The 19,524-nt window shown below is 57.4% G+C and carries 16 protein-coding genes, 1 tRNA gene and 1 other RNA gene; 9 read left to right on the plus strand and 9 right to left on the minus strand.

All coding sequences use genetic code 11. The features are described from left to right. The first annotated feature begins 3 nt into the window (after positions 1–3). Together ASE07_RS27935 and ASE07_RS04905 are read left to right on the plus strand one after the other, a co-directional pair. Positions 4–426, plus strand: coding sequence for a DUF2778 domain-containing protein (locus ASE07_RS27935; RefSeq protein WP_268793405.1), 423 nt, complete (start codon positions 4–6; stop codon positions 424–426). Positions 427–762: 336 nt separating this feature from the next. Further along, entirely contained in the window at positions 763–1,041 is a 279-nt protein-coding gene (locus tag ASE07_RS04905; RefSeq protein ID WP_057289688.1) for a hypothetical protein, read from the plus strand. 101 nt (positions 1,042–1,142) lie between these two features. Here ASE07_RS04905 and rho read toward each other — a convergent pair whose 3' ends face one another. Continuing rightward, positions 1,143–2,408: a transcription termination factor Rho gene (gene rho, locus ASE07_RS04910; RefSeq protein ID WP_057289689.1), complete on the minus strand. Its 1,266-nt coding sequence runs from the start codon at positions 2,406–2,408 to the stop codon at positions 1,143–1,145. 116 nt (positions 2,409–2,524) lie between these two features. Further along, complete coding sequence (gene trxA / locus ASE07_RS04915) at positions 2,525–2,851, minus strand: thioredoxin TrxA (protein WP_057289690.1); 327 nt, start codon at positions 2,849–2,851, stop codon at positions 2,525–2,527. Positions 2,852–3,142: 291 nt separating this feature from the next. Here trxA and ASE07_RS04920 point away from each other — a divergent pair, with 291 nt between their 5' ends. Together ASE07_RS04920 and ASE07_RS04925 are read left to right on the plus strand one after the other, a co-directional pair. Further along, a complete protein-coding gene (locus tag ASE07_RS04920; protein ID WP_057289691.1) occupies positions 3,143–5,845 on the plus strand; it encodes a PD-(D/E)XK nuclease family protein in 2,703 nt (900 codons plus the stop codon). Further along, a complete protein-coding gene (locus tag ASE07_RS04925) occupies positions 5,839–9,153 on the plus strand; it encodes a UvrD-helicase domain-containing protein (RefSeq protein WP_057289692.1) in 3,315 nt (1,104 codons plus the stop codon). The genes ASE07_RS04920 and ASE07_RS04925 overlap by 7 nt, the downstream gene beginning before the upstream one ends. 30 nt (positions 9,154–9,183) lie before the next feature. On the opposite strand, the gene cheB is transcribed toward ASE07_RS04925, so the two are convergent. The 7 genes from cheB to ASE07_RS04960 all read right to left on the minus strand — a co-directional run bounded on the left by cheB (position 9,184) and on the right by ASE07_RS04960 (position 17,143). Continuing rightward, on the minus strand, positions 9,184–10,209 hold the full coding sequence (cheB, locus tag ASE07_RS04930; protein WP_057289693.1) for a chemotaxis-specific protein-glutamate methyltransferase CheB: 1,026 nt from the start codon (positions 10,207–10,209) through the stop codon (positions 9,184–9,186). After that, complete coding sequence (locus ASE07_RS04935; RefSeq protein ID WP_057289694.1) at positions 10,206–12,542, minus strand: hybrid sensor histidine kinase/response regulator; 2,337 nt, start codon at positions 12,540–12,542, stop codon at positions 10,206–10,208. Before ASE07_RS04935 ends, cheB begins: the two co-directional genes overlap by 4 nt. After that, the gene (locus tag ASE07_RS04940) at positions 12,542–13,204 is read right to left on the minus strand and encodes a chemotaxis protein CheW (RefSeq protein WP_235548354.1); all 663 of its coding nucleotides are present in this window, start codon (positions 13,202–13,204) and stop codon (positions 12,542–12,544) included. Before ASE07_RS04940 ends, ASE07_RS04935 begins: the two co-directional genes overlap by 1 nt. A gap of 8 nt (positions 13,205–13,212) precedes the next feature. Continuing rightward, positions 13,213–14,460 carry a CheR family methyltransferase gene (locus ASE07_RS04945; protein ID WP_057289696.1) on the minus strand — a complete coding sequence of 416 codons (1,248 nt, stop codon included), beginning with the start codon at positions 14,458–14,460 and terminating at the stop codon, positions 13,213–13,215. Then, on the minus strand, positions 14,457–14,924 hold the full coding sequence (locus ASE07_RS04950; RefSeq protein WP_057289697.1) for a chemotaxis protein CheW: 468 nt from the start codon (positions 14,922–14,924) through the stop codon (positions 14,457–14,459). The genes ASE07_RS04945 and ASE07_RS04950 overlap by 4 nt, the downstream gene beginning before the upstream one ends. 56 nt (positions 14,925–14,980) lie before the next feature. Continuing rightward, complete coding sequence (locus ASE07_RS04955; protein ID WP_057289698.1) at positions 14,981–16,795, minus strand: methyl-accepting chemotaxis protein; 1,815 nt, start codon at positions 16,793–16,795, stop codon at positions 14,981–14,983. Between the two features lie 272 nt (positions 16,796–17,067). After that, positions 17,068–17,143 (minus strand) — tRNA-Ala (locus ASE07_RS04960). Positions 17,144–17,278: 135 nt separating this feature from the next. Between ASE07_RS04960 and ASE07_RS04965 the strand changes: the two genes are divergently transcribed. The 5 genes from ASE07_RS04965 (at position 17,279) to ASE07_RS04980 (ending at position 19,504) form a co-directional block, all read left to right on the plus strand. Then, positions 17,279–17,506 carry a hypothetical protein gene (locus ASE07_RS04965; RefSeq protein WP_057289699.1) on the plus strand — a complete coding sequence of 76 codons (228 nt, stop codon included), beginning with the start codon at positions 17,279–17,281 and terminating at the stop codon, positions 17,504–17,506. Continuing rightward, positions 17,503–17,814, plus strand: coding sequence for a cell division protein ZapA (locus ASE07_RS04970; RefSeq protein WP_057289700.1), 312 nt, complete (start codon positions 17,503–17,505; stop codon positions 17,812–17,814). Before ASE07_RS04965 ends, ASE07_RS04970 begins: the two co-directional genes overlap by 4 nt. Before the next feature lie 68 nt (positions 17,815–17,882). Continuing rightward, a non-coding RNA gene (gene ssrS, locus ASE07_RS27945) (6S RNA) lies at positions 17,883–18,063 on the plus strand. Positions 18,064–18,224: 161 nt separating this feature from the next. Beyond that, positions 18,225–18,683: an EVE domain-containing protein gene (locus ASE07_RS04975; protein WP_057289701.1), complete on the plus strand. Its 459-nt coding sequence runs from the start codon at positions 18,225–18,227 to the stop codon at positions 18,681–18,683. A gap of 17 nt (positions 18,684–18,700) precedes the next feature. Beyond that, complete coding sequence (locus ASE07_RS04980) at positions 18,701–19,504, plus strand: sulfite exporter TauE/SafE family protein (RefSeq protein WP_057289702.1); 804 nt, start codon at positions 18,701–18,703, stop codon at positions 19,502–19,504. Positions 19,505–19,524 lie beyond the last annotated feature (20 nt).

A 19,524-nucleotide genomic window follows, 5' to 3' on the forward strand; every position in this document is an offset into this window, starting at 1 on the left:
CCCATGAGCACTTTCAGGTTAAGTGGGCAGGTCTATTCAGCGTTTTCCGGCTTAGGCAAACACGCAAACCAACGCGCTATGGCGTGTATGAAACACGTCGGACCCATTCCACCCGGGAGGTACTTTATTCTTGACCGGCAATCTGGGGGACGACTTGGAAAAGTCAGGGACTTGGTAACCGGACGAACAGATTGGTTTTCCTTATATGCGATAGACCAACGACTTGATGATGAGACCTATTGCGACCAGGTTAGCAGAGGTAATTTCAGATTACATCCGAAAGGGGGGCTTGGAAGAAGTGAAGGATGTGTTGTTATTGATCATGAGGCTGATTTTCGCCACCTTCGCATGGTTTTAACCAGCGTAAGCCCCGTAAAGGTTACCGGCACTGACTTAAAAGTTTACGGGACATTGCAAGTCTCATGAAAATAAGACTGTACCTCTGGCCCGGTGTCTGCAGCCTGCTACTTTCCATCCTGCTAACACGATGGTGGCTTCAAACCGAATGGTCCGAAAAGGTCTGGACCTGGATTAATTACAGGGTTGATCGCGGAGCGGATCCTGGCCTTGCCTCGGATATCGAGCTTTTACTTGCATTGGCTGTGTCAATATTGCTATCCGTCGGATGCGTATTTCTGATCGCCAGAATTTTGCGGAACACTCTCCGCAAACCGAATGGTAAAACATGATTGAATCCCGAAATGCTTGCAAAGCAGTGTTGCCGGGTTGCTTATTGCGAGTAAAGGATAAAAGCGTAATGAAATGAACCGCTCAGCGAAATTCATCCTGACCGTTTTATGGCTGGTGTTCGCCGCACATGTTTACGCGCTCATCTGGAGCAAGAACCTTGATGTCTTTCCGCAGTTGCCGGAATGGGTCGGAGTCCGGATCGTCTGTCTGACCGGGTTGCATGGTTCCGAAGACAGCGAGCAACTTACTGTCTATTACATGCTTATTGTGTCTTTTGTCGCTGTGTCACTGCTTTCCGCAGTTGCTATTCTTGTATGGAAGGGAGGATCAAAAGTGATATCAATAAGGTAGTGTTTCAGCAATTGAATTCCTCCTTTACTCTCTGGATCCGGAACAGACATGAAAAAAGGGCACATGCTCCACGCATGTGCCCTTTGTACGAGCAACAGATCTTAGTTTCCGCCGCGTCGCATCATGTCGAAGAACTCAAGATTGTTCTTTGTCGACTTCATCTTGTCGAGGATGAATTCCATCGCTTCGATCTCGTCCATGCCGTAGAGCAGTTTGCGCAGTACCCAGATTTTTTGCAACTGGTCAGGCTTGATCAGCAACTCTTCGCGGCGGGTGCCGGATTTGTTGAGGTTGATGGCAGGATAGACACGTTTTTCGGCAAGACGGCGTTCCAGGTGAACTTCCATGTTGCCCGTGCCCTTGAATTCTTCGTAGATCACGTCGTCCATGCGGCTGCCGGTTTCGATCAGCGCGGTAGCGATGATGGTCAGCGAACCGCCTTCTTCGACGTTACGTGCGGCACCGAAGAAGCGCTTTGGGCGCTGCAATGCATTGGCGTCCACACCGCCAGTCAATACCTTGCCCGATGCCGGGATCACAGTGTTGTAGGCGCGGGCGAGGCGGGTGATGGAGTCCAGCAAAATGACGACGTCACGCTTCATTTCCACCAGGCGCTTGGCTTTTTCAAGGACCATTTCGGCGACCTGCACGTGACGTGTGGCCGGCTCGTCAAAGGTCGACGCGACCACTTCGCCGCGCACCGAGCGCTGCATTTCCGTCACTTCTTCAGGACGTTCGTCGATCAGCAGCACGATCAGTACGGTGTCCGGGTGGTTGGTTGTGATCGCATGGGCAATGTGCTGCAGCATCACGGATTTACCGGATTTTGGCGATGCCACCAGCAGGCCGCGCTGACCGCGGCCGATCGGCGCGATCATGTCGATGATGCGGCCGGTAATGTTTTCCTCGCCGCGCATTTCGCGTTCGAGGTGGAGCAACTTGTTCGGGTGCAGCGGCGTCAGGTTTTCGAACAGGATACGGTGCTTGGAAGCCTCCGGCGGTTCGCCATTGACCTTGTCCACCTTTACCAGTGCGAAATAACGCTCGCCATCTTTCGGGGTGCGGACTTCACCTTCGATGGAATCGCCGGTGTGCAGGTTGAAGCGGCGGATCTGCGAAGGGGAAATATAAATGTCGTCAGTCGACGCCATGTAGCTGGCATCGGGGGAGCGGAGGAAACCGAATCCGTCCGGCAATACTTCGAGAGCGCCGTCACCGAAAATCTGTTCGCCGCTTTTCGCGCGCTTTTTGAGAATGGCAAACATTAATTCCTGTTTGCGCAAGCGGGCGGCGTTGTCGATTTCGAGACCGATGGCCATGTCCAGCAGAGCCGAGACGTGGAGCGCCTTGAGTTCAGATAAATGCATAGTGATGTCCCGGGATGGGAAGTAAAAGGTGGGGGAGGGAACTGCGAGGATGGTTAAATCAAAAATAGAGCGTTAATACAACTGCGGCGGTACGAACGCACCGCCGCAATCTTACATTAAATGTTGCTGTCGATGAACGAGGTCAGCTGACCTTTTGCCATCGCGCCGACCTTTTGTGCAGCCGGAACGCCGTTCTTGAACAGGATCAGTGTCGGAATGCCACGGATACCGAACTTGGCGGGTACCGCCTGATTGGCGTCCACGTCCAGTTTGGCAATCTGGATCTTGCCGTCATATTCCTTGGCGACTTCTTCCAGGATAGGAGCGATCATTTTGCAAGGGCCGCACCATTCTGCCCAGAAATCGACCAGCACCGGCTTGTCGGACTTGAGAACGTCAGACTCGAAAGATGCATCCGTAATGTATTTGATATTTTCGCTCATGGTTTCCTCAGAAGAGGTTCAAGGGTGTAAATCAGCGCCTGCGACTGACTGTTCTTGCTCGATCCCGTTGACTACTGTGTCCGGAATTGCAATAAGCAGGTGGAGACGTCATTGCGCGATTTCAAGCCCGTAGAACGGTGCTGCAAGACGTAGTGCGGCGGGGAGTTGGTAAATCATAACCGATTTTCGTGAAAAGTGTAGCCGGTACCTCAATTTTTGCCGGGACTCACATAAAATGCGGAAAGAGTCAGGCGCAGCCTGTGTCCGCTTTCCCTATCATTCTGCTACCAGATGCCGCTTACTTCCCTCCTGCTTCCTCCATCCGCCGACTTCTGGCCCCAGCTTGCGCGCATCCTGCTCAGGCAATGGAGGGAATCGGAACCGAATAGCCAAGCAGGCGATTTTTCGACGGTGCGGGTACTGGTTCCCAATTTCTGCCATGCGCAACTGCTCAAGAGCGCCCTGGCCGCCGAGTTGAACCGCACCTTTGTGCCGCCACGCATCACGACCTTGCAGGCCTGGCTGAAAATGCTGCCGCCCGATCCGGCCGAAGTGCCGATCAGTTCCGGGACCGAGCGCATGATGTCGCTGTATGCGGAACTGCGTCAGCACGCCTGGCTGAAGAAACTGTTCGCCGCGCGCCGCAATGTCGACCTGCTGCCGCTGGCGCAAACCCTGATGACGCTGTTCGATGAGCTGAGCGAAGCGCTGCTGCCCGCGATGCACATCGAGCCGAACGCGGCGGAAGAGAAATGGCAGGCGGCGCTTGAACAGCTTCCTCTGCCGGCGCGCAATATCCTTTCCGACGAATCACAACTGGTCTGGTCGCTCTGGAAAACCCAGCTTGGCAATAACGACGCCACCGCGGCTTGTCTTGCGCGCATGATGCGCCTGGCGGCGCTTGCCGATGCGCCCCTGGTCTGGATCAGTCCGAGCAAGCCTGATGCCTTGCATGATGCTTTTCTGCGCGCCTACGGCGAACGACAGGCAGTGCAGCAAGTTCGACTGGACTGGCATGCCGATGTCATTGCGCCAGCGTTTGCGAAGGCCTGGCCGGAAATGCCGGAGCAGGATGAACACCAGCCTCCGGCATATGTCGACGAGACACACATCACCAGGCCAGATGGCGTGTCGCTGCATGCCTGCGGCAGCCTCGAAGAAGAAGCCCGGCATGCGGCGCAGACCATCATTGACTGGCTGCAGCAAGGCAAGTCCTGCATCGCCATCATCGCGCAGGACCGGGTGGTGGCACGCCGTATCCGTGCGCTGCTGGAGCGCGCCGCTATCTACGTGTCCGACGAGACCGGCTGGAAGCTTTCGACCACGCGTACCGCAGCCGCGATCGCCGCGCTGCTCGATGTCGTCAGCACGCGCGCGGAAACCGTTGCACTGCTGGACCTGCTCAAATCGCCATGCGTACTTTCCGACCGGCCGGACAAGCCCGACCGCGTGATGGAAATCGAACATGCACTACGCCGCTACAATATCCTGGGCGGTTGGGATGCGGCGCTCAACGTACTGAAGAACGCGCCGGAATCACGACAGCTGATTGAATTGATCGCTGCGCAGGCGAGCACACTGACCGGCCGCAAGACACTCAGCGAATGGGGTGAGGCGACAGACAATGCCTTGCGTGCGCTCGGCATGCGCGCCGCACTCGAAACCGATGAAGCAGGCGTCCAGGTCGTGTCCCTGCTCGACATGCTGATCCACGACTGTGGCGATACGCACCACGCATTTTCATTTGCGGAATGGCGCGCCTTCCTCAGCCTGCAGCTGGAATCCACACCGTATGTGCCGGAAGATTTCGATCGCCGTGTCGTCATGCTGCAATTGAACGGTGCCCAGCTTCGGACCTTCGACGCGGTCATCATGGTGGGCGCCGATGCCGATCACCTGCCGTCGCAGCTCAATGAAACCCTGTTCTTTGCCGACGCCGTACGGCGCGAACTTGGCCTGGCGACAAAGGAAATGCGGCAACGCATGCAAATGCGGGATTTTGCCGAGTTGTTACATGCGAATCCGCATGTCGTGCTGTCGTACCAGTCATATCGCAACGGTGAGCCGAATGCAGCGAGCACCTGGGTCGAGCGCCTGCAACTGACACTGGAACGCGCTGGTGCTGAAGTACTGCCTGTGCACAGTATCGACATCGCTCGCCAGGTGCTGAAGACTTTACCGGTACGCATGCCGTCGCCGGCGGCGCCGCAGTTATTGCCGCGCAAGCTCTCGGCAAGCGCCTACAACAGCCTTGTCGCCTGCCCCTACCAGTTTTTTGCAACCCGCATGCTGGGTCTCGCCGGCCTCGACGAATTGTCCGATATGCCCGAGAAGCGCGATTACGGCGATTGGCTGCATGCCATCCTCAGGACTTATCATGAGACCGTGCGCGATTACAAGATAGCCTCGGCCGCGCGCGAAGAACTGTTGCGCGACATCTCGCAAAAAATCTTTGGCGAGGCGCTGGCACAAAGCGCCGCTGCGCTCGGCTACTATGCGCGCTGGCAAAAGGTGATTCCGGCTTACCTGGAATGGGCCAATGAGCGCGAAGCCAGCGGATGGCGGTTTGTGTTCGGCGAACAGCGTTTCGAAAAAATCCTGAACTGGGATGGCGGGCAGATCACCTTGCATGGCTGCATTGACCGCATTGACGAACATGAAGACGGTTCACGTGCGGTGCTGGATTACAAGACCCGCAATGTGCAGTCGCTACGCGACAAGATCAAGGAAACGGAAGATCATCAGCTTGCTTTCTATGGCATGTTGTCGGACCTCCCGGTCGCTGCGGCGCACTTCGTCGCACTCGAAGTCACCAAGGACAAGACCGGCGATGCCGAAGCAAAGAATTTCATCGAATGGCAAGCCATGCTGGAAAAACAGATCGTCGCTAACGTAAGCGCCATTGCTTCGGGCACACCGCTTCGGGCAAGCGGCATTGAACGCGTATGCGTATTCTGCGAAGTGCGCGGCTTGTGCCGTAAGGGAGCATGGTGATGACGCTGCATTCCCCACGTGCTTACGAAGCCAATGGCGAAGCGGTCGATGCCGCATCCTTCACCCGGATCGCCTGCGACCCCACCCGTTCCGTTGTGGTCGAAGCTTGCGCGGGTAGCGGCAAGACCTGGTTGCTGGTCGCACGCATGCTGCGCCTTCTGCTCGCTGGCGCCCAGCCGGCAGAACTGCTGGCGATCACGTTCACGCGCAAGGCGGCGCAGGAAATGCGTGAGCGCCTGATGCAACTGCTGCATGACCTGGCCTTGCGCTCCGAAGCCGACGTCACGGTACTGCTGGTTGAACGTGGTGTCCCGCAACATGAGGCGCCGCGCTTGTTGCCGGTGGCACGCGGATTGTATGAACGCGTCCTGTCCAGCCCGCAAAGCCTTTCCATTGATACCTTCCATAGCTGGTTCGCGAGGCTGGTGCAGATTGCGCCGCTTTCCTCCGGCGTCCCGCACGGTTACAGCCTCACTGAATCGACCGGCGAGTTATTGCGTGAAGCTTACGGCCGTTTCATGCAGTCGCTGAACGACGATGATAATCAACACGTCAGGGCTGCGCTGATGCAGTTGTACGAAATGGTCGGCGACTGGAACGCGCGCGGCCTGATCGACAGTTTCGTATCCAAGCGGGCAGAGTGGTGGGCGAGTGTGCAGCAGTCGACCGACGCGCCGCTGGAGTGGCTGCGCGAGTTGTGTGGCGAAGATGGTGTAAGCGATGCGCGATTGCTTGTCTGGGAAGACGAGAAGCTGCGCGCCCGTCTGCTCAATATCGCATGGCTTCTCGGCCAGGGCGCCAAGCGCAATCAGGACCGCGCGGTCGCTATCGAAAGCGCGTTGACGGCAGGCGCCTGCATCGACAATTTCGACAAGCTGCAGAGCCAGTTCTGTGACGACAAGGGCAAGCCGCGCGGCAACGATCACAGGCGCGGCAAGCTGCTCACGGCGCTCGAAACAAACATCGGTCCGGACGGACCCACTATCTTTGAAGAAGAGTTCACCTCGGTCGCCGAGCACTTTCTGCAATTGCAACGTCGTAGCTGCGAGCGTCAGGTACTGGCATTGAATGAAGCGTTGTTTACGGTTGGCCCCGCCTACCTGGAACACTATCAGGCCGCCAAAGCGGAGCAACGTGTATTCGATTTCAGCGATCTTGAATGGCAGGCTTACCGTTTGCTCAATGACATCGATCATGCGGCCTATCTGCAGAGCCGCCTTGATGCACGCTACAAGCATATCCTGCTCGATGAGTTCCAGGACACCAATCCGCTGCAGTGGAGCATCGTCAGGGCATGGCTGAATGCTTATGGCGATGACACGCAGGCGCCGAGCGTATTTGTCGTCGGCGATCCCAAACAGTCAATCTACCGATTCCGCCGTGCCGAACCGCGCGTGTTTACAGCGGCGCGCGACATGCTGGCCGGACTAGGCGCCGATGTGTTGCGCACCAACCAGACGCGACGCAATGCGCTGGCGATCGTGGACGTGCTGAATGCAGCATTTGTCGGCAATCCCATCTATGCCGCGCAGACTACCCTGGGCAGCGAAGGCGGCACAGTGTGGCGTTTGCCGCTGATCCGTATTGAGGAAGAAGAACAGGTGGCGGCTGGGGGCTTCACCCTGCGCGACCCCCTAAGCATGGCACGCGAAGAAGAGGAAGACGCCCGTCGCCTCGACGAGGGCAAGGCCGTTGCGGCGGTGATCCGCGCTGCGATGCAAGAACTTGGCAGGCGACAGGACACGCCGGTGAAATGGTCGGACGTCATGCTGCTGGTCAAGAAGCGCAGCTATCTGACGGCGTATGAAAGTGCCTTGCGTGCGGCCGGTATTCCGTTCATTTCGGACAAGCGCGGCGGCTTGCTGGAATCCCTGGAGGTGGCCGACCTGATTGCGCTGCTGGGATTCCTCATCACGCCGGGCGATAACCGGGCGCTCGCACACGTTCTCAAATCGCCGATCTTTGGCGCCTCGGATGACGATCTGATCCTTCTTGCTCAACGGCCCGAGCCGACATGGTGGTTGCGCCTTCAGGCGGCAAGGGAAGCCGTCATATCGCCGGCATTGCAACGTGCTTCGGCACTGCTGCGGCATTGGCTCGACGCTGCTCCTCGTCTTCCGGTGCATGATCTGCTCGATCTGATCGTGCATGAGGGCAGCCTCGTCGCCCGCTATGCGCAATCTGCACCGCCGATGGTGCGTGCACAGGTGCTGGGCAACATCGATGCCTTTATCGAACTCGCACTGAATCTGGATGCCGGGCGGTACCCCAGCCTGCCAAAATTCATTGATGCAGTTCGTTTGCTGCGCAACGGCGTGGTGAACGAGGCGCCGGACGAGGCCACTGTGGACGCGGCGGTCGATGCGGTGCGCATCCTGACGATCCATAGTGCGAAAGGACTGGAGGCGCCGATTGTGGTGCTGGTCGATGCCAATCATAGCGACCCGGCACGCGACGATGCAGGCATCCTGTGCGACTGGCCGCAGGACGCCGATGCGCCGACACATTTTTCCTGCTTTGGACGCAAGGCCGAGCGCGGCGCGGCGCGCGATACCTTGTTCGCGGCGGAAGAAAGTTTCAAGGAACAGGAGGACTGGAACCTGTTGTATGTCGCCGCAACGCGTGCCAAGCAAGTCCTGATAATCAGTGGCGTGGCGGCGACCCGGGGCGCTGTTGACAATGGCTGTTATGAAGGTAGCTGGTATCACCGTCTGCTTGCCGTGCCGGAGATGCAGGTTGATACGGCGATGTTGGTTACCGACCGCACAATGGCGGTCGACGCGGAGTTCGAGCTATCGGTATTCGAACCCCCTGTGCTGTCAGGCCCTGCACGGCCGATCAGGGAGTTCACCAATCGCGCCATCGAGGAAGGACTTGCGCTGCATGCCTTGCTGGAGCGGATGACCATTGGGCCGCAATGGCCCCTCATCCTGCCGGATACGCGACAGCTGTCGCGCTGGCTGCGCTGCACGCCGGATATTGCAAGGGCGGTGCGCGAGCAGGCCGTGCGCATCCTCAGTCATCCCACGTTGGAAAGATTCTTCAATCCCGCGCATTTTAATGCGGCGTTCAATGAGCTGGAAATCATCACGCTGACCGAGGTTATGCGCTTCGACCGTGCCGTCGTCTGCGAGCGGGAAGTATGGATTCTTGATTACAAGCGCGACTTGCTGGATGCGGAACGCGCGGGCTATCAGGCGCAACTGGATCGTTACCGGGAAGCGGCGAAGGAAGTCTTCCCGGGCAAGGAACTGCGCGCGGCGCTGATCACGTCCGATGGCCAGTTGTGGCAAATCGAGGAGCTATGACGGCAGGGAAAGTATTGACAGCGCTGTCGCTTATTCGCCGTTGCGCTGCGTTCGCTGACGAAGCGTCGCCCCGATCTTGTCCAGCGGAAGAATCATTTCGGCGGCATTCAGATCGGCCGCCGCGCGCGGCATGCCATATACCGCGCTACTCGTCTGGTCCTGCGCAATAGTCGTCTTGCCGGCATCACGCATCGCCAGCAGGCCGCGCGCACCATCACGCCCCATCCCGGTCAGGAGGACGCCTACTGCCGGTTTTTGCCAGTATTTGGCGACGCATTGAAAAAACACATCGACTGAAGGCCGGTAAGGATAATCGAGTGGCGTAGCGCTATAACTCAATCGATGCCGGCCATCCATGACCAGGTGGTCATTGGTCTTCGCGATGTAGATCCTGCCACGCGCAAGGCGGGTGCTTTCATCGATCACAGTGATCGGCACGCGAATCTGGTCGCCCAGCCAGCTGGCAAAACTATCGGTGAAATTCTGGTCGATGTGTTGCACGATGACCGCTGCGCCGTCCTCCGGTGGCGTCCATTGACCAAAGACCTTGGCCAGTGCCATCGGCCCGCCGGTGGAGGCGCCGATCGCGACCAGCACTTCAGGTTCCTGCTCATGATTTGCGGAAGAATTGGAGCGGGGGGATGCCGGGCGCGCTGTCTGGGCGTCTGCGCTGATCAGTTTGCCAATGGTGCGTATTTTGGATAGCAATGCGAGATCGGTTCCCGGCTGCCCGGTGATGAGCGGGGTAGCCGCAACATCAAGCGCCCCTGCGCCAAGCGCGCGAAATACCATGCCGGTGTTGTCTTCCGGCGATGCCGTTACCAGGAGGATCGCGCAAGGAGAATTCTGCATGATCTGTCGCGTGGCTTCAACGCCATCCATACCAGGCATCACGAGATCCATGAGGATAAGGTCAGGGCGGTTATTCATGCAGAATTGCACTGCCTGTTCGCCGCTGCGCGCAACCCAGATCACCTCATGTTCTTGCGTATTGGTAATGACGCGGCGTAGGGCTTCGCCAATAATCAATACATCATTGACGATAGCGATTCTCATTTGTCGCTTTCTCCGATCAGGTCAACCACGGCGTCCAGCAGGGTCTCATCATGGAAACTGCCTTTTGTCAGATAGTAATCGGCACCGGCAGTGATGCCGCGCGCCCGGTCTTCGGGCCTGTCCTTGTACGACACAATCATCACCGGGATCGTTCGCAGCCGCGCATCCTGCTTGATCAGCGTGACGAGTTCTATGCCATCCATGCGCGGCATGTCGACATCGGTGATGACCAGGTCGTAGTTCACGCTGCGCACAGCGTTCCATCCGTCCATGCCATCCACTGCGACGTCGACCTTATACCCGCGCGTAGACAGTAACTTGCGTTCCATTTCCCGTACCGTCAGTGAGTCGTCGATCACCAGTACACGTTTCGCCATCGCATCGAGTTCTGGTGTTACACGCTGTACCTGCCGCAATGAACCCTCGCTGGCAAGCTTGTCGATGCTGATCAGTACATCGTCGATGTCCAGAATGAGCACCGGGGAACCATCGTCCAGCAATGCTGCCGCCGATATGTCGCGCAGCTTGCCGAAGATGGCGTCGATCGGTTGCACGGCGAGACTTTGTTCCCCGATGATGGCATCCACTGCAAGCGCATGACGGCGCTGGCCCGAGCCGACAATGATGACCGGCAGGTTACGGTCTGTCGTCTGCGTATCGCCAAGGTCCAGCAACTGCGCTGCCGATACCATGCCTATATGGTCTTTGCCGATGGCGAAGAACTGTTTGTTTTCCAGGGAAAAAATATCGGACGGCGAGATCTCCATCACGCGATCGATTTTAGTAATCGGAATTGCGTAAGGTTCGCCCGCGATATCCACTACCAGCGCACGAACAACGGACTGCGACAAGGGAAGTGTGATGGTGATGAAAAAACCCTTGCCGCGTTCGGTTTCAAGGCGAACGGTGCCGTTCAGTTGCCGCACCGTAGCGGACACGGCATCAAGCCCAACGCCACGGCCCGAGACGTGCGTCGCGGTGTCCTTGAGACTGAATGCCGGCAGCAGTAGAAAGTCGAGCAGCTCAGCGCTGCTCATTTCGGCGGCCATTGCCTCGCTAGCCATCTTCCGTTCGACAAGCTTTTTACGGATGCTATCGAGATCCACGCCCTGACCATCGTCACTGATGAGGATGGTCAGCATGCCGGCACTGTGGCGCGCCTCCAGGCGCAGGTTTCCCCGTGCCGGCTTTCCATTGGCGAGTCGCTGTTCCGGAACTTCCATGCCGTGGTCAATCGCATTGCGCAGCATGTGGTTAATCGGGCTTTCAATCCGGGCAAGAATGTCGCGGTCGACCAGCGTATCTTCACCGACGATCTCGAGATGTGCATCTTTCCCCAGACTTTTTGCGAGGTCTCTCACCATTCGTGGAAAGCCCTGCACACCGTCGCGGAAGGGACGCATGCGCAGGGTCAGCACTTCATCCAGTATTTCCTGTGACGCCGCCAGCAGACGCCGCTCATAGGCTTCCAGTTCCGCAATACGTGATACCAGTTCCTGGCGTACGGGATTAATACGCTGGCGTACCTGCAACAGCCGTTCGCGCACGGTATCGTCTATTGGCATCGAAGACAGTGCGTCCGACAACTGTTCGAACGCCGTCACCATTTCATGCTTCTTCTTTTTATAGCGCTGCATCGCCTGCACGTAAGGCCCCAGCGAATGCGTGGCTACCCGTGATTCACTTGCCAGCGACAGAAGCCGGTCGAAGCTGCGCACGCTGACTTTCAATACTTGTTCGTCGCGCGGAATGGCGGATGGCGTAATGGGAGCAACGGGGATAGCCGTGGGCACGATCGTAGGAGTGGCGGCGGCAATTGCATCGGGTACAGATGGCGCGGGAGCAGTGGCAGCAGCGGCAGCAGTGACAGCAGTGGTCGAAGGCAACGGAGGTGCGATGGGCGATGGATCATTCAGCTTGGCCGGATCGGCCGCATCGTACATGCTGACCAATAGATTTGCGACATGCAGCTTGTTCTGCTCAAGCCAGGCTGGCACGTCGGCTTCACTCAGGGAAGCAAGCTGTGTGATCAGGTCGACACCCGACAGCAGGCGGTCTATACGCGCACCGGTCAGCTGTAGCTTTCCTTTTTGCGCTGCGACGAAGCAATCTTCCATCACATGCGACAGTCTTTCGATCGGCTCCATGTTAACGATGCGTGCCGCCCCCTTGAGTGAGTGGGCGGCACGCATCAGTGGCTCGATCGCTTTCAAGTCCTGGCCGTTCCGGTCCAGCAAGAGCAGCCCCTGCGTCAGTATTTGCGCCTGGCTTTCCGCCTCGCTGCGGAATAGCTGGTGCAGCGACAGCTGGCTGTAGTCGTCTTCGCCGTTCATCACAGTTCTCCGGCAAGCTGATGGCCAATCAGCTGCGCATCAAGGCAACCCACGCGTCGATCACCGACCACCAGCATGCCAGTCAGGAAACGCCGCATCGCACTGTTGAACGTGGCTGGCAAGGCTTGCAAGTCATGTGCAGCATAACGGTGAATGCCGGTCAGGTCCTGTACCGGCAAGGCAAAAGACTGCTGCTCGAACTGCATGACTAGCAGGCGGGGATAGACACGCTGCCCTGGCACTGCCGGCGGTTCATCGGGAGAGATACCCAGCAGGCGGTCGAGCGACATGCAGGGATAGAGCCTTCCCTTGACATTAACGATCCCCAGCAGGGAGCCGCCATGCCGATGCGGCAATCGATGCGGAAGTACACGCTCGGCAATGGTGATCGTCATTCGCGCCGGCAAAGCCAGCCATTCATAGCCTAGGCGGAAGACCAGCGCGCTTTGGTCGACCGCGGCTTCCGTTTTCGCCACCGGTGCAAATTCCCGTGCCCACTCCTGACGGTAATCTGGTGGCAGGGAACGTTGTAGTAGTGCGGAGGCAGCATCAGCATGCACATCGCAGTGCCGACAATGTCCATGCTGCGGCAGTCGGTCGCAGCTGCGATCGCCGCGTACGCCGATGCGGTTCCAGCAATCCTCAACCGATTGTTCAGTCATATGCTGGCTCATGGCTCGTTTTGCTCCGTACTTCTGCGCTGATAGACACGCGCAGCGCGCCTTCGGTATTGTTCAGAGGTGTTGCTATCGCCTTCATGCCCGGCCAGCAACGCCAGGTGACACAATGCATCGTAGTGATTCGGGTCAAGATAAATAGTGCGTCGAAGATACTCGGCCGCCGCAGCAATGTTGTTGCTCTGCTCGTTCAGCAGCCCCAGCATGAAGTAAGCTTCTGCACAATCCGGCGCTATCTGCAGGCACTGCCGATAGGCCCGCTCCGCATCATCAAATGCGCCGCGATCCGCCAGCTCGCGTCCGCGCTGGAGCAGGTCATCGAGGGGAGCGGCGGGAGCCGCCGCTTCGGGTATCCGGAGGCGTGGGCGACTTTCCGCGACTGCCGCTGCCGCCGTACGCATGGGACTTCGACGCATTGGCGGCTTGGGGCAGGCCAGGGGCGCAAACTGGACCACGCTGTTCGTCTTGCGCAACGCAAAGGCTTTCGGAAATGGCGCCATCGAAAATCCATGCTGGCAAAAAGTGGTGACTTCCGCATAGCCGGCAAACAGAAGACCGTCGTTCATCAGTAGATCGTTTAACCGCGCTATCGCCGCACGCTGCGTGGGCTCATCAAAATAGATCAACAGATTACGGCAGAAAATAAGATCGAAGCGACTCGACTGCAATTGCTGGTCCGGGTTGAGCAGATTTCCGCATCGGAACCGGACCATCTTCCGCACCTCCGGAACGAGATCGAACGCATCGGCCCGGCTGGTGAAAAAACGGTCACGAAAACTGAGGTCCGGCGTCCGGAACGCATTGCGTTGAAAGGTACCTTGCCTGGCGCGTTCAATGGCCTGGAGACTGATGTCGATACCTTCGATGCTTACGTCATTTTGCGACAGCCCTGCGTCGAGCAGTGCCATCGCCATGGAGTAGGGTTCTTCACCGCCGGCGCAGGGAATACTCAGTATGTGTACCGGGCGATTGGTCTCGCGCAGCCTGGTCACAACGAAGGACCTCGCGGCATTGAATGCATCGACGTCCCGGAAGAACCAGCTTTCAGGTACAACGACCAGGTCAATCAATGCCGTCAGCTCATCCCGCTTGTGCATCGCTTGCGCGACATACGCAATACGGTTATTTGCGTGCAGGTCTTTCATGCGCTTTCGTACTGCCGTGTCGACGGCGATAGGTGTCAGGTCGAGACCGGTGAGCTGACGCAGGCGCAGTTGCAATGCCGCCGTTTCCTCACTCATGAGACACTCCGTTCGGCCGCGACAAACAACGTGTCCCTGATCTGTGCGGGTAACAGCAGCGGCAAATCAACCAGTTGCAGCAACTTGCCGTCTTGCGCTGTCACTTCTCCCAGGTAAGGCGCCTGCGGATTGGAAACGCCGGTGTCGGAAAGCTGATCCGCGTCGATGTTTGCGAATCCGGCAACACCCTCGGCAATCAGGCCGAGATCGTGCACGGTACCAGTTGCATCGGGATACGCAACAAGCAGGATGCGTGTGTCGTAACGCGCGGTGTGCGGCTTGCCAGACGCAAGTGCGCACAAATCGATCACCGGGACCGGAGCGCCGTGCAGATTCATGATTCCCGCCACGTAGTCCGGTGCCTGAGGCAAGGCTTTCAGTTCCATCAAGGGCAATACACGCACGAGTTCACGCGTCGCCAGACCGTATCTGTCCTTGCCAAGATGGAAAACCAGGTAGCGCATCGTGTTTTGAATCCTGTTGTCGATGTTATTTATTGTGGTATTTCGAGCTATGCCTGCTACGCGCTGACCGCAAAACTTGACACGCCCGCCTGCAGATCCTGTGCCGCATATTGCAATTGCTGCACCGCTTCACTCGTTGCCTTGAGCGCATCGACTGCCTGTTGGGTTGCCTCGTTCAATTGCGTCATGGTTTCGGTAATCTGAGAGGCGCCGATGGCCTGTGACTGCATGCCTTCGAGCACCATGTCGAAGCGGGGCGGAAGCTTCTGGACTTGTTCAATCACGCTGCCGAGCGTATCGCTGACCTGCTGCGTTTCTTCCACGCTGCGCCGGATTTCTTCCGAAAATTTGTCCATGCCCATGACGCTCGCCGATACCGCGGATTGCATTTCCTTGAGCATTTGCTCGATGTCCCAGGTCGCTACCGAAGTCTGGTCCGCAAGGCGACGGATTTCAGTGGCGACCACGGAAAAGCCACGGCCCGCTTCGCCTGCCTTTTCGGCTTCGATTGCGGCATTGAGCGACAGGATGTTGGTCTGGTCAGCGACCTTAGTAATGGTCGTCAGAACGGCGTTGATGTTGCTTGCCTTTTCGGACAGCGCGGCGAGCTTGCCATTGATGGATTCGGTCGCATTGACCATCCGCTGCATGGTCAGGTCCATGCGGCGCAAATTGCCGACTGCATCCGTGGTGGCCGTTGTCGTATCGTCGGCGACCTGGTTGACTTCTTCCATCGCTTTCAGCAACTGAGCGGTATTGGCGGAAATCTCCTTGGTGGTGCTGAGCACTTCGATACTGGTCTGGGCCTGTTCGACGCCGGTGGATTCCTGCTGGCGCGCCGATGCGGCGATCTCGGTAGTCGAAGTCGCTACCTGTATGCCTGCCTTTTGCACACGATTGAGGAGGGCGCGCAGATTATCGAACATCCGGGCCAGGCCGTCGCCGAGCTGTCCAATGGCATCGTTGCCACTCACTGCCACACGACCGGTCAGATCACCTCGCGCGGCACGAGAAACAACTTCCAGCAGCGAATCGACCTTGCTGCGCAATTCGTTGGTGGCTTGCTGTTCGCGCGCCTGGTTTTCCTGGATCGTGTCGGCCATGACGTTGAACTGAGTGGTCACTTTGCCGAGGTCGTCCATGCTGATAATCTCCGCGCGCGCGGATTGGTTTCCTTTTGCAATCGCCTGCACCGCACTTGTCAGGTTGGTCAGCGGACGCAGGATAGATCGAGCAAGTGTGACGGCAATCAGCAATGCGGCGAGCACGGAGGTGAGGCCGCCCACCACAAGCAACAGCATCGAGTTACGCCGCTGCTCGTTCGCATGCGCCGCACGTTCCGTCAGGAGACGGTTCTCTTCCGCGTTAAAATCTGCCAGGATGTCGTGAACACTCGCGATGTGATTGAAACCGGAGGTAATGACCGGATCGCGAGCTAGTTGATCGACTGGATTGGCTGCCTTTGCCATGTCGCGGCGCTGTGCAATGATTGGACGTACGACGTTGCCCATCCAGTCACTGATCAGAGGTTCAATTTTCCTCAGTCGTTCGTGCTGCACGGGATTGTCTGTCGACAGTGTTTTAACTTGTTGAAGATACTGTTGCACTTCCTTTTCTTTTTCGCCAATTCCTTGTAAAAAGTTTTCATTGGCGGTCAAAAGGTAACCCCGGTATCCTGCCTGGATATCGAGCAGGCTTGCTTCAAGTCCATGGCTCTTCAACAGAAGCTGGAGGGTGTGCCGGTCCCAGCTATTGGCCTCGGTGAGCTTGTTGAAATTGTTATACATGGTCATCAGCAGGGCCAGCAGCAGGATGACAATCGCGCCGAACCCGGCGTACAGTTTTTTTTGTATGCTCAAATCTCTCAACATGTATTCTCCGTAGTCCTCCGGACCATCATCGGCCGAACGGCGCGTGCAACGCCGCAGGAAGTATGCCAAGTGTAACGCGAACTGTTTCGACGGATGTGGCCGGGGTGGGATGGACGGCAGGAACGGGCAGGGCGGGCACCTGGCAGTGGAGAACAAACCATGCATCGGTGGCTGTTACAGGAGACACGTATTGGGCGTGGTTCGGGAATGCGGCCGGCAGATTCGGCGCCTTCGCGACCTATGCCAGGTAAGGACTACGACAATATATTATATGGTGGAGCGGAGGAGGATCGAACTCCCGACCTTCGCATTGCGAACGCGACGCTCTCCCAGCTGAGCTACCGCCCCATGCTGCAATTTTAGGGCGCACCCCATGAAGCGGCAAGACGCGGCGCCGCATACCGCTAAGACGCCTCTTCAAAAAAACGACCCAAGTATTTGAATCTATTGACGGAAATTCCTTTAGGCCACTATAGTTGCAATATGATTGCCGAATTTCATCAACTTTCCGAAAAAATCACCCGGTTGGCCGAACTGGCTCAGTCCCTGCGTCGCGAGAACGCTGAGCTGCGCCTCGCGCTGGCATCGGTGACGGCAGAGAATGCGGATCTGGCCCGACGCATCGAAGAAGCATACCAACGTGTGTCCGCCTTGCTCGACAAGATCCCTGCATCGGATGAACCGAATGAATCGAATGAGGAGGTGGCATGATCCAGCTTGACGTAACCATTATGGGTCAGGCCTACAAGCTCGCTTGCAAGGAAGGCGAAGAACAGGCTCTGCAGCAGGCGGTAGATTACCTGGACCAAAAAATGTGCGCGATTCGTGACGCAGGCAAGATCAAGGGAACCGATCGTATTGCAGTGATGGCAGCGCTTGGCATCGCGGCGGAACTTTTGGCCACCAAGTCAGGTGAAGGGCCGTTCGCCGGTATGGCGCTCGCAGAGGTGAAAGAGAAAATTGCCGTGATGCATACCGTGCTCGATACTGCATTGGCACCTCAGGAAAATCTCTTTTAGTTCATTGGAAACACTCTCAAAAATCTTCGGCAAAGGCTTTGACATGCGGCGCGATTGGGGTAATATGAAACCTCCTGCCGTGTTCGCGATTGCCATATATTCCTTGAACCATTTATGTGCATCGGTTGCGGAATTTTGTTCGATGGGCGTGAGCGTCGCTAGTCCGATGAACCCGAAATTGAACTAACTGTGACCACCTTGAACCGTAAGGTTCGGGATGCCGGCAAAGACGGCACAGGCGGGGCTAATTCTCAAAGCGGCTGCATGATTGCAGCCGCTTTTTTATGCGCGTCACATTTGTCATTGCATGGCCAATGACTTGATTTTCTTGTGGCTTGCTTGCGGTTTGCAATTTGCAATGCACGTGTACAGACAATACTCAGATAACGACAAGGGCAACAAGGCACGACATGCAGTACTGGCTGATGAAATCCGAACCCGACGAGGTCAGCATTGACGATGCGCTTGCTGCACCGGGTAGCGTGGTTCCCTGGGTTGGAGTACGCAATTATCAGGCACGCAATTTCATGCGCGACGCAATGCGCATCGGCGATGGCGTGCTGTTCTATCATTCGAGCTGCGCAGAACCCGGCATTGCCGGTCTGGCCGAAGTAGCCAGTACCGCTTATCCGGATCCCACGCAGTTCGATGCGGACAGCAAGTATTACGATCCCAAGTCAATGCCTGAAAATCCACGCTGGCTCATGGTCGATGTCAAGGCAACGCACAAGACGCGCCTGATGCCATTAGCGGAATTGCGAAGTCTCCCGGACCTTGGTGACATGCAGATCCTCAAGCGCGGCAACCGCCTTTCCATCACGCCTGTATCGCCATTCGAATGGCGGTGTATCATCCAGCACATCAAATAATCACCGGAAAGATCTGGATGGACATCTCGCTTATCGCAGGCTTGCTCGTGCTTGGTGCTGCGGTCGGGTTTGCGGCTGGCTTGCTCGGCATCGGAGGAGGAATGCTGCTGGTGCCGTTCATCACGATGATCCTCACGGCAAAGCATTTCCCGCAGGAGTACGTGATCCATATGGCAATTGCGACCTCGCTCGCCACCATCATGTTCACATCGATCTCTTCAGTGCGGGCGCATCATGCACGCGGCGCAGTGATGTGGAACATCGTAAAACTGCTGGCTCCTGGAATCCTCATCGGATCATGGGTAGGTCCCTGGATCGGCGCGCATTTGAATCCATCGACACTGGCCTTGTCGTTCGCAGTGTTCGTGGCGTTTTCCGCGTCGCAGATGCTGCTTGATAAGAAGCCGGCAGCGGCGCGCGACCTTCCCAGTGCAACCGGCATGTTTGCCGCAGGCGGAGGCATTGGTGTGCTCGCCGGACTGGTCGGTGCCGGCGGCGGTTTCGTATCGGTGCCGTTCATGACCTGGTGTAATGTGAAGATTCACAATGCAGTCGCCACCAGCGCCGCTCTGGGATTCCCGATTGCGCTCGCCGGCACCCTGTCCAATGTCTATTTCGGCTTGCAGGAAGATAATCTGCCGAGCGGCTCGCTGGGCTTTATCTACCTGCCGGCACTGCTGGTGATTTCGCTTGCCAGCGTCACCACGGCGCCGCTTGGCGCGAGGACCGCGCACAAACTTCCAGTCAAATCGCTGAAAAAGATTTTTGCCGTGCTGCTGTACTCGCTCGCTGCTTATATGCTGTACAAGGCGTTTGCCTAGCCTGCTCAGGCTAGGCAAAC

Source organism: Noviherbaspirillum sp. Root189, assembly GCF_001428545.1.
Classification (GTDB): domain Bacteria; phylum Pseudomonadota; class Gammaproteobacteria; order Burkholderiales; family Burkholderiaceae_D; genus Noviherbaspirillum.